This window comes from Streptomyces sp. NPDC001027 (assembly GCF_040299045.1).
In the GTDB taxonomy this organism is placed as follows: Bacteria; Actinomycetota; Actinomycetes; order Streptomycetales; family Streptomycetaceae; genus Streptomyces.
The window spans coordinates 1-13,268 of sequence record NZ_JBEPBI010000039.1; the positions used below are offsets into that span (position 1 = coordinate 1).

General features: G+C 74.8%; 13 protein-coding genes. 8 read left to right on the plus strand and 5 right to left on the minus strand.

What is annotated here, in order from left to right:
• Positions 1–138: 138 nt before the first annotated feature.
• From ABT300_RS14050 to ABT300_RS14075, 6 genes are read left to right on the plus strand one after another with little or no spacing between them, the layout of a single operon-like run.
• A complete protein-coding gene (locus ABT300_RS14050) occupies positions 139–1,419 on the plus strand; it encodes a PP2C family protein-serine/threonine phosphatase (RefSeq protein WP_351674764.1) in 1,281 nt (426 codons plus the stop codon).
• 5 nt (positions 1,420–1,424) lie between these two features.
• A complete protein-coding gene (locus ABT300_RS14055) occupies positions 1,425–2,333 on the plus strand; it encodes an STAS domain-containing protein (RefSeq protein ID WP_351674765.1) in 909 nt (302 codons plus the stop codon).
• Positions 2,330–2,734, plus strand: coding sequence for an STAS domain-containing protein (locus ABT300_RS14060; RefSeq protein WP_351674767.1), 405 nt, complete (start codon positions 2,330–2,332; stop codon positions 2,732–2,734). Before ABT300_RS14055 ends, ABT300_RS14060 begins: the two co-directional genes overlap by 4 nt.
• Complete coding sequence (locus ABT300_RS14065; protein WP_351674768.1) at positions 2,731–3,183, plus strand: anti-sigma regulatory factor; 453 nt, start codon at positions 2,731–2,733, stop codon at positions 3,181–3,183. The genes ABT300_RS14060 and ABT300_RS14065 overlap by 4 nt, the downstream gene beginning before the upstream one ends.
• The gene (locus ABT300_RS14070) at positions 3,180–4,271 is read left to right on the plus strand and encodes a SpoIIE family protein phosphatase (RefSeq protein ID WP_351674769.1); all 1,092 of its coding nucleotides are present in this window, start codon (positions 3,180–3,182) and stop codon (positions 4,269–4,271) included. Before ABT300_RS14065 ends, ABT300_RS14070 begins: the two co-directional genes overlap by 4 nt.
• Positions 4,268–6,070: a PP2C family protein-serine/threonine phosphatase gene (locus ABT300_RS14075; RefSeq protein ID WP_351674771.1), complete on the plus strand. Its 1,803-nt coding sequence runs from the start codon at positions 4,268–4,270 to the stop codon at positions 6,068–6,070. The genes ABT300_RS14070 and ABT300_RS14075 overlap by 4 nt, the downstream gene beginning before the upstream one ends.
• 9 nt (positions 6,071–6,079) lie before the next feature.
• On the opposite strand, the gene ABT300_RS14080 is transcribed toward ABT300_RS14075, so the two are convergent.
• Positions 6,080–6,595: a MarR family winged helix-turn-helix transcriptional regulator gene (locus ABT300_RS14080; RefSeq protein WP_351674772.1), complete on the minus strand. Its 516-nt coding sequence runs from the start codon at positions 6,593–6,595 to the stop codon at positions 6,080–6,082.
• A 227-nt stretch (positions 6,596–6,822) separates the two neighbouring features.
• Here ABT300_RS14080 and ABT300_RS14085 point away from each other — a divergent pair, with 227 nt between their 5' ends.
• Positions 6,823–8,199: an NAD(P)/FAD-dependent oxidoreductase gene (locus ABT300_RS14085; RefSeq protein WP_351674774.1), complete on the plus strand. Its 1,377-nt coding sequence runs from the start codon at positions 6,823–6,825 to the stop codon at positions 8,197–8,199.
• Between the two features lie 40 nt (positions 8,200–8,239).
• Positions 8,240–10,486: an FUSC family protein gene (locus ABT300_RS14090; RefSeq protein ID WP_351674776.1), complete on the plus strand. Its 2,247-nt coding sequence runs from the start codon at positions 8,240–8,242 to the stop codon at positions 10,484–10,486.
• A 66-nt stretch (positions 10,487–10,552) separates the two neighbouring features.
• Here the strand turns inward: ABT300_RS14090 and ABT300_RS14095 are convergent, their stop codons facing one another.
• From ABT300_RS14095 to ABT300_RS14110, 4 genes are all read right to left on the minus strand, one after another.
• Positions 10,553–10,984, minus strand: coding sequence for a hypothetical protein (locus ABT300_RS14095; RefSeq protein WP_351674777.1), 432 nt, complete (start codon positions 10,982–10,984; stop codon positions 10,553–10,555).
• Between the two features lie 28 nt (positions 10,985–11,012).
• The gene (locus ABT300_RS14100; protein ID WP_351674779.1) at positions 11,013–11,849 is read right to left on the minus strand and encodes a DUF1206 domain-containing protein; all 837 of its coding nucleotides are present in this window, start codon (positions 11,847–11,849) and stop codon (positions 11,013–11,015) included.
• Between the two features lie 245 nt (positions 11,850–12,094).
• A complete protein-coding gene (locus tag ABT300_RS14105) occupies positions 12,095–12,334 on the minus strand; it encodes a DUF5133 domain-containing protein (RefSeq protein WP_351674781.1) in 240 nt (79 codons plus the stop codon).
• A 62-nt stretch (positions 12,335–12,396) separates the two neighbouring features.
• Positions 12,397–13,251: a SigB/SigF/SigG family RNA polymerase sigma factor gene (locus ABT300_RS14110; protein ID WP_351674783.1), complete on the minus strand. Its 855-nt coding sequence runs from the start codon at positions 13,249–13,251 to the stop codon at positions 12,397–12,399.
• Positions 13,252–13,268: the final 17 nt, after the last annotated feature.

The following is a 13,268-nucleotide window of genomic DNA, read 5'->3' on the forward strand; positions in this document are numbered from 1 at the left end:
CTCGGACGCCTGTGAGGTCACACGCGCCACCTGGTCGGGCTGCGGACGCGAGGAGGAGGACATCACGGTGACACTCTCGCAGGGATCGAGGCGACTGTCAGCCCGCGTCCGACGCGGGACGACGACGGGAACGGCCGCGTGAACAGACTCGTCGCCGCGGGACGCGCCCTGCGTTCCGCGGCACCGCACCGACTGCCCGACGTGCTGCGCGAGGTGCTGCGCCTCCACTACACGGCGCAGGACGTCGAACTCCGGCTGGCCGACTACGGGCTGACGGTGCTGCTGCCCGTGCCGCCCGGCGGCGCGCGGGGCACGGGCGTCCCGGCGCCGGCCGCCGTGCACGGCAGCGCGCCCGGCCGCGCCTTCGGCGCCCAGGAGCCGCATGTCGAGGAGCTCGGCGACGGGCTCGTCCTCGCGCACCTGCCCGTGACCGTGCGCGGCGACCGGCTGGGCGTCCTGTCGGTGACGCTGCCCGGGACGCACGCCCGGGAGCGGCTCACCGAGCTCGCCGAGGTGGCTCAGCTGCTGGGCCACGAGATCCTCGTCGCAGAGCGCGACACCGACACGTACCGGTGTGCGCGCCGCACGGACCGGCTGACGCTGGCGGCCGAGATCCAGTGGCAGCTGCTCCCGGCCCGGTCCTGCGCCCGGGACGAGTACGCGCTGGGCGCCCAACTGCAGCCCGCCTACGCCGTGTTCGGCGACAACTTCGACTGGGCGGCCGACGACGACCATCTGACGGTGTGCGTCACCGACGGGATGGGCGAGGGCATCGAGGCGTCGCTGCTGACCAGCCTCGGCATCAACGCCCTGCGCAACGCGCGCCGGGCCGGCGTCCCGATCGCCGACCAGGCGGCCCTGGCGGACCAGGCGATCCACGCGCACTACGGGGGCGACGCCCACCTGTCGGTGCTCCTGGTGGACATCGAGCTGTCCACCGGGCGCATGCGGGTCGTCGACGCGGGCTCGCCGCACCTGCTGCTGGTGCGCGACCGGACGCTGAGCCGGGTGGACCTGGAAGCGCAGCTCCCGTTGGGCATGTTCGAGGAGACCGACTACGTGGCCCAGGAGCTCGCCCTGCTGCCCGGCGACCGGCTGCTGTTCGTCAGCGACGGGGTGCACGCGGTCGTCGCGCCGGGCGGCGAGGCGTACGGCGAGCACGCGCTCGCCCGCGCGGTGGCGTCGGCGGCCCTGCTGCCGGCGGCGGACGTGCCGGGCGCGGTGCTGCGGGCGCTGACCGGCCACCGGGGCAGACCCGAGCCGGACGACGACGCGCTGGTCGTGTGTCTCGACTGGTTCGGGCAGCCGTCCCCGTCGCCGTCCGGCCGCCCCGGCTCACAGCCGTCGCCCGGCGAGGGGCGGGGCACGGTCCCGTCGCCACCGCCGGGACCGCAGCGGCACGACGCGGACGAGGAGTGAAAGAGATGCCGGAAGACGAGACGGCGGCGGAGCAGCCGGCCGAACGGGCGGCGCCCGTGGAGGAGGTGGGGGCGTTCCTGAGCCGTCGCCGCGAGCAGATCGCCCAGCGCTGGGCCGACGAGCCCCTGTTCCGCGTCGTGTTCACGATCTCGCGGGACGAGGCGGTGGAGGCGGGCCGGGGCGTCGTCGACGCGCTCGCCGACGTCGCCCGCTCCGGGCGGGTGGAGGACACCGACGGCGCCGGGTTCACGGCGGTGCGCGAGCAGTTGGCCAGGATGGCGGCCGCCCGGGCGCGCGCCGGTCTCAGCACCGCGCAGATCTCCCACGAGGTGGACGCCCTGCGCACGCCCGTGGTGAACCTCCTGGTCGCCGACCTGCCGGAGGCGCCCGCCGAGCACCTCAGGGAATGCGCGACGACCCTGACGGCGCTGATGGGCACCCTGCGGCTGGTGGTCATGGAGACCTCGCTGACCGAGGGTCAGGCCCTCATCGACCGGCAGCAGCTGCAGCTGCTGGAGGTCGCCACGCCGGTCATCCGGCTGTGGGACGGCATCGTCGCCGTGCCGCTGATCGGGACGCTCGACAGCGCGCGCAGCCAGGTCGTGATGGAGACGCTGCTGGAGTCGGTCGTCGACCAGCAGGCACGGTTCGCGATCCTGGACATCACCGGGGTGCCGACCGTCGACTCGCTGGTCGCGCAGCACCTGATGAAGACCGTCGCCGCCGTGCGGCTGATGGGCGCGGAGTGCGTCGTCTCGGGCATCCGGCCCGCCATCGCGCAGACGATCGTGCACCTCGGCCTGGACCTGCCCGTGGTCACCCGGTCGAGCCTCGCCGACGCCCTGGCGTACGCCCTCGACCGGCTGGGCGCCGGCATCGTGCCCACGGCGTCCGGCGGTGCGGGTCCCCGGTGAACCACGACCTCTCGCGCGCGGGCACCGCCCATGTGCCGGTGCTGCGGCTCGGCGACGTCCTGCTGATCACCCTTCAGGGCGACCTGCACGACGGCGCGGCGGAGCGGCTCCAGCAGGACGTCGCGGAGTCGATCGTCCGCAGCCGGGTGACCGGTGTGGTCATCGACGTCTCCGGCGTGGAGATCGTCGACTCCTTCCTGGGGCGGGTGCTGGCCGAGATCGCCGCGAGCGCACGGCTGCTGGCCGCCCGGACCGTGGTGGCGGGCATGCGTCCCGCGGTGGCGATCACGCTGGTGGAACTGGGGCTGACGCTGCCGGGGCTGCGCACGGCGCTGAACACCGAGGCCGCCATGGCACTGCTCGCGACGTCGTCGGACGAACCACGCCGGGAGCCTCGGTGAGCGAGACGTCCGCGGGCGTCGGCGCCCGCCTGCCGATCCGCTCGGACCTGGATCTGGTGTGGGTGCGGCAGCACGTGCGCCAGGCGGCGGCTGCGCTCGGCTTCGGCCTGGTGGAGCAGACCAAGCTGGTCACCGCGGCCAGCGAACTGGCCCGCAACACGCTGGTCTACGGCGGCGGCGGCGAGATGGAGGCCCGGGAGGCGTCGGACGGACGGGCCGCGCGCGGGCTGCGGCTGACGTTCACCGACGGCGGACCGGGCATCGCCGACCTGGAGCAGGCCCTCAGCGACGGCTTCACCTCGGGCGAGGGTCTGGGGATGGGCCTCGGCGGTGCGCGCCGGCTGGTGCACGACTTCGCCATCGACAGCGCGCCCGGGGCCGGCACCACGGTCACCGTGACGTCCTGGGCGGTGCGCCCGCCCCGGCCGCGTGAGGAGCAGCCCGGATGACGCGCGTGTGGGACGTACCGGTGCACGACTCGACGCGGGTGCGCGACGCCCGGGTGGCCGCGGAGGGCGCGGCGGCGCTGGCGGGTCTGGACGGGCAGCGCACCGCCGACGCGGCGCTGGTCGCCACCGAGCTGGCGACCAACCTGCTCAAGCACGCGCGGGGCGGGCAGCTGCTCGTGGAGGCGGTCGCCGCGCCGGTCGGGCGTGCCGAGGCCCGCATGGTGCAGATCGTCGCCGTCGACCACGGACCGGGCATGTCCGACGTTCCCGCCGCGCTCGGCGACGGGTTCTCCACCGCGGGCTCGCTGGGGGCGGGGCTCGGCACCTGCCGACGGCTGTCGGACGACTTCGACCTGCACAGCGTCCCCGGCCGCGGGACGGTCGCACTGGCCCGCATCGGCGGCGCGGGCGCCTCTTCCGGCCGCCGGGACCCGGCCGGCGCCGCCGCCGGGCCGGGCGCGCCCTCGCACTCCCCCGCCGCCGTGCGGGCCGGCGGGATCAACGTGCCCTTCCGGGGCGGCGAGTGCTCCGGGGACGCCTGGACCTGCGTGCGGGACGGCGACCTGCTGACGCTGATGCTGGCCGACGGTCTGGGACACGGCCCCGAGGCGGCCCGCGCCTCGACCGCGGCGGTGGAGGAGGTGCGGCGCAGCGCCCGTCTCGCGCCGGCCGAGCTGCTGCGCCGCCTGGACGGCGCGCTGCGCGGCACACGGGGCGCGGCGGTCGGAGTGGCCCGGCTCGATCTGCGCGCCGGGCGGCTGCTCTTCGCCGGCATCGGCAACATCGGGGCGCGACTGCGCGAGGGCGACTCCTGGCGGCATCTGCTCTCCCGGCCGGGCATAGTCGGCGTGCACCGGCCCGCCACCATTCCGGAGACGGCGGCCGAGTGGGCCGCGGACCGGCTGCTCGTGCTGCACAGCGACGGACTGCCCAGTCGCTGGACGCCGCCCGCCGACCCCCGTCTGCTGTCCGCGGACCCCGCGCTCACGGCCGCCGTCACGGTGCGCGACGCCGGCAGTTCCGCCCGACCCGTACGGGACGACACCGCCGTCGCCGTGCTGTCGCCTGGCCCGCCGGACCGTTCATGAGGCGCAGCTGGCGGATCGGCTCCGTCGAGGACGCGGCACGCGCGCGTATCGCCGTCGCCCGGGTGGCGGCCGCGTACGGCGTCGCGCCGCTGGACCGCACCCGGCTGTCGGCCGCGCTCAGCGCGCGGCTGCGCGGGTGTCTGACCAAGGGCGGAGTCTGGTCGCTCGAGCTGACCGGGGCCGGGGGGCAGCTCGACGTCGAGGTCGCCGCCTCCCCCGCCGGCGACGAACCGCCGTGGCGGTACGCCGTGCCCTGCCCGGAGCCGGCCGCGGCCCCCGTCGCCGATCCGGTGGCGGGCGACGCCACCGTCTTGTCGGAGGCGCTGCTCGGCGCGGACGAGGACACCGCGCTCGTGCTGGACCGGCTCGCCGAGCAGGAGGAGCTCGTCGCGTTCCACCGGGAGGAGCTGCACCAGACCAACCAGGGCGTCCTGGCGCTGCACGCCGATCTGGACGCCGCCGGGCGGGCCCAGCGTGAGGCCTTCGCGGCGGAACGCGCCGCCCGCCGCGAGGCGGAGAGCGCCCGCCGCAGGCTGACGTTCCTGGCCGACGCCAGCGCCGCGCTCACGGCCTCCCTCAACCACGAGGAGATCGTGCGCCGGCTGCCCGAGCTGCTGGTGCCCGAGTACGCCCGCACGGTCGACGTATGGCTGTTCGACGCCGAGGACGAGCGGGGGGCGTCCGCTCCGCGCCCCGCGGCCGCGGTGATCGCGGCCCGCACCGGAAGGCCCCAGTACGCGGCCGCCCGTCCCGGCGGTCTGCCCGGGGTGGACGACCAGCCCGCGTCGGCGCTGCTTCCGGCCCGGCCCCTGCTGTGCGTGCCGCTGCCGACGCGCCGGGCGCCGCTGGGCGTGCTGACCCTGACCCCGCCGGGCGACCGCTGGGACCCCGACGACGCCGTGATGCTCGTGGAGCTCACCCGGCGGGCGGGCGGCGCGCTCGACAACGCCCGCCGCTTCGAGCACAACCGGGACATCGCCGAGACGCTCCAGCGCGCCCTGCTGACGGAGCTGCCCGCCCCGTCGGGGCTGCGGCTGGCGGCCCGCTATCTGCCGGCCACGTACGGCCTGAACATCGGCGGCGACTGGTACGACGCGTTCCGGCAGCCCGACGGCAGCCTGATCACCGTCATCGGCGACGTGACCGGGCACGGGCTGCACGCGGCGGTGATGATGAGCCAGCTGCGCACCGCGCTGCGCGCCTACGCCGTGGACGGGGGCAGCCCGGGCGAGCTGCTGACCCGGCTGCACACCTTTCTGCACCACCTCCAGCCCGACCTGTACGCGACCGCCGTGATCGCCCGCTTCCGGCCCGGCGAACCCGTGCTGACGTGGGCGGCCGCGGGTCATCCGCCGCCCGTGCTGCGCGGCCCGGACGGCCGGGTGCGCACGCTGGACGCCAAGCCGGGTGCGATGCTCGGCATCCCGTTGCACCAGGAGATCGCCGACCACACGGCGCCGCTGGAGCCCGGCTCCACGCTGGCGCTCTACACCGACGGCCTGGTGGAGCGGCGGGCGCAGGGCATAGACCCGGGGATCGACCGGCTGGCGGCGGCGCTCGGCGGGTTCCGTGCCGAGGAGCTGGACGCGGACCTGGACGGCGCGGCCGAGCGCATCCTGGAACCGATGCTGAGCGACTCCGAACGCGACGACGACGTCTGCCTGCTGCTGTGCCACATCGACAGCCGCATCGACGGCCATGTCCACGGCCGGGCGGGCGAACGGGCCGACGGCGGGGCGGGCGACCGCACCGCCGGCCGGGTCGGCAGCCGGGCCGGCGACGTTCGCGGCGGGGCCTGAGCGGGGCGGTCAGTCGTCCGGGCCGGCCGGATCCCGGCCCGACGCCGAAGGTCCCGTCGCCGTGCGGGCCTGGTGGAAGGCGAACAGTCCGTGCTCGAGAGCGGTCCGCTGGGCCGGCGTCATGGCCTCGAACACCGAGGTGAGCCTCCGGATCCTGCGCTCGGCCACGTCCGCGAGGACGCGGTGGCCGTAGGCGGTCAGCACGAGCTGCACCTCGCGCCGGCTGTGCGGCTGCACGGTCCGCTCGAGGAGCCCCGCGGCCTCCAGCCGGTCGCAGAGGCGGCTCGCGGTGGGCAGACCGACGCCGAGATGCTCGGCCAGGGCCGTCAGGTTCAGCTCCGGGCGGCCCCGGACCGTGCGCAGGGCGTGCAGCTGCCGGGCGGGCAGCCGGGGCGAGGTCTCCTCCGCCGCGGCGAGCCAGCAGGCCACCAGGCTCTCCACGGCGTCGGCGACCTGCCGCGCCTGCCTCCCGCGGTGGTGCGTCCACCGTCCGTCGTCGGAGCCGTCCGCGTGCCCCGCTGTCACTGCTGTCGGACCACCGGATTTGTCATGTACGTCGGCCTACCCGAAGGACCGGGGCGTACACAGGCCCATCGGGGGGTACGACGCTGGCCTCAGGAGAAACGTTCGTCTGCATGCCTCGCCCGGCTGGCGGAACCGGCCCGGGCGCGGTGGTATCGATAAGGTGCGAACGGCTTGGGGCGGGGCACGCGCATGACGTCGGAGCAGGCCGCCCGGAGCCGCAGAAAGGGATGGACATCGTGACACGACCCAGGATCCTGGTGGTGGGCGCGGGCTTCGCGGGGGTGGGGTGCGTTCGGCGACTGGAACGCGCACTGTCCGCTGCGGAAGCCGACGTCACCCTGGTGACGCCGTTCGCCTACCAGCTCTATCTGCCCCTGCTGCCGCAGGTCGCCTCGGGTGTGCTGACGCCCCAGTCGATCGCCGTGTCGCTGCGCCGGAGCAGGAAGTACCGCACCCGCATCATCCCCGGCGGCGCCATCGGCGTGGACCTCGCCTCGAAGGTCTGCGTCATCCGGACCATCACGGACGAGATCGTGAACGAGCCGTACGACTACATCGTGCTGGCGCCCGGCAGCGTCACCCGCACCTTCGACATCCCGGGGCTCACCGACCACGCGTTCGGCATGAAGACCCTCGCGGAGGCGGCGTACATCCGCGACCACGTCATCACCCAGCTCGATCTCGCCGACGCCAGCAACGACCCCGCCGAGCGGGCCTCACGCCTGCAGTTCGTGGTCGTCGGCGGCGGCTACGCCGGCACCGAGACGGCCGCCTGTCTGCAACTGCTCACCCACAACGCGGTCAAACGCTATCCACGGCTGGACCCGAGCCTGATCAAGTGGCATCTCATCGACATCGCGCCGAAGCTGATGCCGGAACTCGGCGACAAGCTGGGCCGCAGCGCCCAGGAGGTCCTGCGCAAGCGCGGCATCGACATCTCGCTGGGCGTGTCGATCGCCAAGGCGGGCCCGGAGGAGGTCACCTTCACCGACGGCAGGGTGATCCCGACCCGGACACTCATCTGGACGGCGGGCGTCGTGGCGAGCCCGCTGATCGCGACGCTCGGCGCAAAGACCCAGCGCGGGCGGCTCGTGGTCGGGGCCGAGATGAACCTGCCCGGGAACGACGGGGTGTTCGCGCTGGGGGACGCCGCCGCCGTGCCCGACCTGGCCAAGGGCGAGGACGGCGCGGTCTGCCCGCCCACCGCGCAGCACGCGATGCGGCAGGGCAAGGTGGTCGCCGACAACGTCATCGCCACCCTGCGGGGCCGGCCGATGCGGCCTTACGAGCACAAGGACCTCGGTCTGGTCGTCGACCTCGGCGGCGCCGACGCCGTCTCCAAGCCGCTCGGCATCCAACTGCGTGGGCTGCCCGCGCAGGCCGTGGCGCGCGGCTACCACTGGTCGGCGCTGCGCACCGGCGTCGCCAAGGCGCGGGTCCTGACCAACTGGACGCTCAACGCGATCGCGGGCGACGATTTCGTGCGCACCGGCTTCCAGGCACGCCGTACCGCGAAACTGAAGGACTTCGAGTACACCGACAGTTATCTGACGCCCGAACAGGTACGGGCGCAGGTCGAGGGGGCGGCCCCGGACAGCGCCTGACATCCGCACGGCAGGAGAGACGGCAGGAGAGTACGACGGCGTGAGGGCAGCGGCACGGTCGCTCGGCGCGCGGTGGCGGGATCGGGTCGCCGCGTCCGATCCCGGGCTGCTGCGTCTGGCGGCGGGACTGCGCACGGTCGGCGCGATCGCCCTCACGCTGGCCGTGCTCTCCCTGCTGGGCGCGGACGTCGCGCATCTGGTGGCGGGCGCCATCGCCTCGATGGTCGCCACTTTCGCCGTCCGGGAGAAGCAGCGCGGCCCGCAGGCCGTCACCCTGGCGCTGGGCCTGCCCGTGGCGCTCGCCTCCGTGTCGCTGGCGGCGCTGCTCAGCTCCCGGCCGGCGGCCGGCGACTTCTTCTTCGTCGCCCTGATCTTCTGCGCCGTCTACGGCCGCCGGTTCGGCGACCGGGGGACCGCGCTCGGGCTGATCGCCTTCCAGGTCTACTTCATGGCGCTGTTCGTCGGCGTCGGGACCTCGTCCCTGCCGGGCTACCAGGAGGTCATCGCGGTGGCCTTCGCCTGCAGCGCGACGGTCCGGTTCCTGCTCGTGCCGCAGACCTCGTCCGGCATCCTGGAACGGCTGCGGCAGGCCTTCCGGGCGCGGCTCGCCCAGCTGCTGGACGCTCAGCTGGATCTGCTCGACGCCGGTCAGGACGACGCGGAGAAGGCTCTCGGCCAGGTGCGCGAGGGCACCGCACGGCTGCACGAGACGGCCATGATGATCCAGGGCCGGCTGGTGGAGGGCACGTCCGACGAGACGGTCGCCCGCCTGGTGCAACGCCGGATCGCCGACGCCGAGATCGCCGCCGAGCGGCTGGGGCTGCTCCTGCTCACCGCCCGCAGCGCCGAGCGGGCCGACACCCTGACCCTGCACCTGCCCGGCGCGCCGCTCCCCGAGGCCACCCGGCTGCCGGTGCGGGACGAGGCTCTCGACACCCTCCGCCATGATCTGCGGGCCCTGCGGCTGCTGGTACGGCATCCCGTCGAGGCCGGGTCGGGCGCCGCGCTCTCCCAGGTGCGCAACCGGCTGCTCGGCTACCGGGACGAGGAGAACCTGCCGCAGGCGCCGCCCCCCGTGCAGGACGTCTTCCGGGGCGTCGGCGAGACCGCGCGGGCGGTGCTGGGCCTGCGGGTCGCGCTCGACGGGCCGCAGGACGAGTCCGCCGACAGCCCCGAGACGGCCCGCTCCCGCGAGGAGCTGGACGCCGAGGACGCGGCGATCGGCGGCGCCGAGGACGACGAGGCCCCCGCGGACGACGCCACCGGACTGCGCAGGCCCACCACCCGGGCCGCCGTGCAGGTCGCCGTCGGGTCCTCGCTGGCGATCCTCGGCGGCGAGCTGCTCTCCTCGCACCGCTGGTACTGGGCGGTGCTGACCTGCTGGATCGTGTTCATGAACACGTCCTCCACCGGGGAGATCCTGGTCAAGGGCTACCGGCGACTGCTGGGCACCGTGCTCGGGGTGGTGGCGGGCATCGCGCTGGCGGGCCTGGTCGGCCATCACACCTGGACGGCGTTCGCGGTCGTGCTGCTGTGCGTGTTCGCGATGTTCTACACGGCGCCGCTGTCGTACACGCTGATGTCGTTCTTCGTGACCGCCGCGCTGGGTGTGCTGTACACGCTGCTGCACACCTACAGCCTGTCCGTGCTGGTGCTGCGGGTGGAGGAGACGGCGCTGGGGGCGGCCTGCGGGATCGTCGCGGCGGCGCTGGTGCTGCCGGTGCGCACGGACCGGCGGACCAACGAGCTGCTGACGACCGTGCTCGAGCGGCTGGGCGAGGTCACCGAGGCGGCCGTGGAACAGCTGAGCGGCGCTCCCCCGGCGGATCTGCTGGAGCGCGCCCGGGACCTGGACCAGGCGTTGGCCGATCTGCGGGCCGCCACCCAGCCCCTGACGCACCCGGTCACCCCGCTGCGGTCGCGGCGGGACACCGCCCGCTACGTCGTCGCGCTGCTGGAGACCTGCGCCTACCACGCGCGGTCCCTGGCGGCCACAGCGGAACTGCTGCCCACCCATCCGTCGATCGCGGCGGACCCGCGGCTGCGCCGTGCCGGTGCGCGCATCCTGCACAACCTCGGGGCGCTCGACGCGCGCGTCGCGGACGAGCGGAGCACGGCGGAGGTGCTGGCCGGGCCGAGCGTCGCCGCGCTGCTGAAGCCGGGCGTGCCGGGGACGCCGCGCTACGGCCGGGTGACCGACCGCGTGCTGCGGCATCTCCAGCGCCTGGACGAGGCGGTGGTGGGCCTCGCCCGTCCGCTCGGGACGCCGGTGGCGGCGCCGAAGTGAGAGCGGGCGGAAGCGGGCCGGACGCGGCCGGGCCCTCCGCGAGCTGCACGGAGCGCCCGGCCGGGCTCAGAAGTCGGTGGACATGCCGCTGGCCGCCGCGATGCCCCGCAGGGCCTCGGTGTCCTTCTGACGCTGCTGTATGCAGCCGGCGATCTCGGCGAGCCGGGACGGGTCGGACGCGGTGACCGCGTCGGTGACCACCCGGACCGGGCCGGTGCCGTCCACCTGGATCTCCACCAGCTGGTTGTCCAGCCGGCCGGTGACCGCGGTGGCGATGACCAGCGCGGCCTCGTCGCGGACCTCCTGCGGCAGGTCCTCGGTCTCCTGTGGGTCGAGGGCGAAGTCGAGACGCTCGGGTTGCTGTCCGTCGAGGGCGCGCAGCGCCGGGGCGACGACCTCCAGCAGGAGCTGGTAGTCGTCGCTGTCCATGCGGACGCGCAGCAGGTCGAGATACATGTCCACGGGCCGTCCGTCGCGCGGGAACTCTGCTTCGTTCATTTGGTCCGTGTTCCCCCGCGGACGGTCGTCAGACCTTGCGCCAGCGAGCCATCGAGAAGGAGAAGAGCCCGAAGAGGACGAGCCCTGCGGCGACGCAGGCCAGCAGGGCCGGCCCCGCCGGGGCGCCGGCGAACGAACGCAGGGTGTCGTCGAGCCCCTTGGCCTTGTCGGGCCGGTAGTCCACGGCGGCCCGGACGGCGAACGCCCCGGCGGCCGCGAACACCAGCCCGCGGGCCGCACCGCCGCCCACTCCGGTGACGTCCACCATGCGCCGCACGCCCGGGGACATCTCCCCCAGCCGCATCTGCTTGCGGTAGGAGCGCATGACGGCGCGGGCCCCGATCCACAGGCCGGCGACGACGATCCCGACGCCGGCCGCGCCGACGAGCCACTGGCCGGCGGGGAGGTCGAGCACCCGGGCGGTGACGTCGCGGGACTGTTCGTCGCTGGAACCGCCCCCGTCGCCCGAACCGGCGGCGAACTCCAGCACGGAGTAGGCGACGAAGGAGTAGAAGGCGCACCGGGCGAGCGCCGTCAGCCGCTTCCTGGCGCTGCGCCCGTCGGCGCCGACCCCGCCGAAGGCGGCCTCGGACAGCCGCCACACCGCCATGCCGACCAGCCCCACGCCCAGCGCCCACAGCAGCACGGCGCCGAAGGGCTTCTGCGCGATCTCGGCGAGGGTGCCGCGGCGGTCGGCCTCCTGACCGCTCTCGCCGAACGCGATCTGCAGGGCGATCACGCCCACCAGCAGATAGATCACGCCTCGCGCGGCGAGCCCGGCCCGGGCCGCCCCCTTGGTCAGCGACCCCCGCGCCGCCCGCTCCGCCTCGGCCCGCCCGTTGCGCGCCCACGCACTCGTGTTCATCCCGACCTCCCGGAATCCTCCCCGAACTTCGCGGGATCCGCATGCCCCCGCTCGGGCCGTGCACACCCGCCGGTCGGCGACGGGCGGGCGCGCCGGCACCGGGCCCGTCCGAGCCGCGCCCGAGGCGCGGACGAGCAGGCGCCCGGAGGCCGGACACGCGGACGGGCAGGCGCATCCCGGCGATCGCCGTGGTGCGCCTGCCCGTCCCGGCCGCTCAGGCCCGCAATGCCCGTCCCGGGCGCCGCTCAGGCGTACACGCGCGGGCCGTCGTCGGTGTGGCGCCCGGCGGCGTCGGCGGCCGCGGCCGCGTCGAGCCACTGGCGCGCCGTCTCCAGAGCGTGTCGCACGTCCCGGGTCCCGGTGGACACGCACAGGGTGTAGGCGAGGTCGCGGGCCTGCGGATGGTGCTCGCCTGCACCGGACTCCCTCACCCCCTGGTACTCGTCGACGAGTTTGCGCAGGACGGCGGGGTGGGGCATCAGCATGGGTCGCTTCTCTCCGTTCTTCGTTCGGGACCCGGCGGTGAAGGAAGGGGCGTCCTGCGGTGTCAACGCAGCGCCTCCTGACGCACCCGCTCACAGCTGCGGTTGATGAGGCGCGAGACGTGCATCTGGGAGATGCCCAGCCGGTCGGCGATCCTGCTCTGCGTCATGTCCTCGAAGAAACGCATGTAGAGGATGGCGCGTTCGCGTTCCGGCAGCCGCCGCAGACCCTCCTTGGCGGACTCGCGGTCCACCACGGTGTCGAAGGAGGAGTCGGCGGCGCCCATGGTGTCGGCGAGGCTGTAGCCGTCGTCGCCGGCCGGGATCTCGGCGTCCAGCGAGAGCGTGCTGAAGCTCTCCAGGGCCTCCAGGCCTGCCGCGACCTCGTCCTCGGTGAGGCCGGTGTGCGCGGCGAGGTCGGCGGCCGAGGGCTCGGGGGCGCCGGGGGCCTGGGCCAGCTCCCGCCGTGCGACGCGCACCTTGTTGCGCAGCTCCTGCACCCGGCGGGGCACGCGCAGCGCCCACATGCGGTCGCGGAAGTGACGCTTGATCTCGCCGGTGACGGTGGGCACGGCGTAGCTCTCGAAGGCGCCGCGCTCGGGGTCGAAGCGGTCGACGGCCTTGACCAGGCCGAGGGCCGCCACCTGGCGCAGGTCCTCGGTCGCCTCGCCGCGGTCGCGGAACCGGCCCGCGATGCGGTGGGCCATGGGCAGCCAGGCGGTGACGATCTCGTCGCGCAGGGCATCCCGTTCCGGCCCGTCCTGCAGCGCGACGAGCCGGGCGAAGCGGCTCGCCGTGTCGGGCGCGTCGTCGTGGGTGCGGCGCAGTTGGGCAGTGGTCTGCGCGGTGGGCCGGGCACTGGGCTGAGCAGGGGTGGAAGCCGTGACGTCGTGACGGCTTGTCGACATGTCGATAGGCATGCGGATTCGCTCCTGAA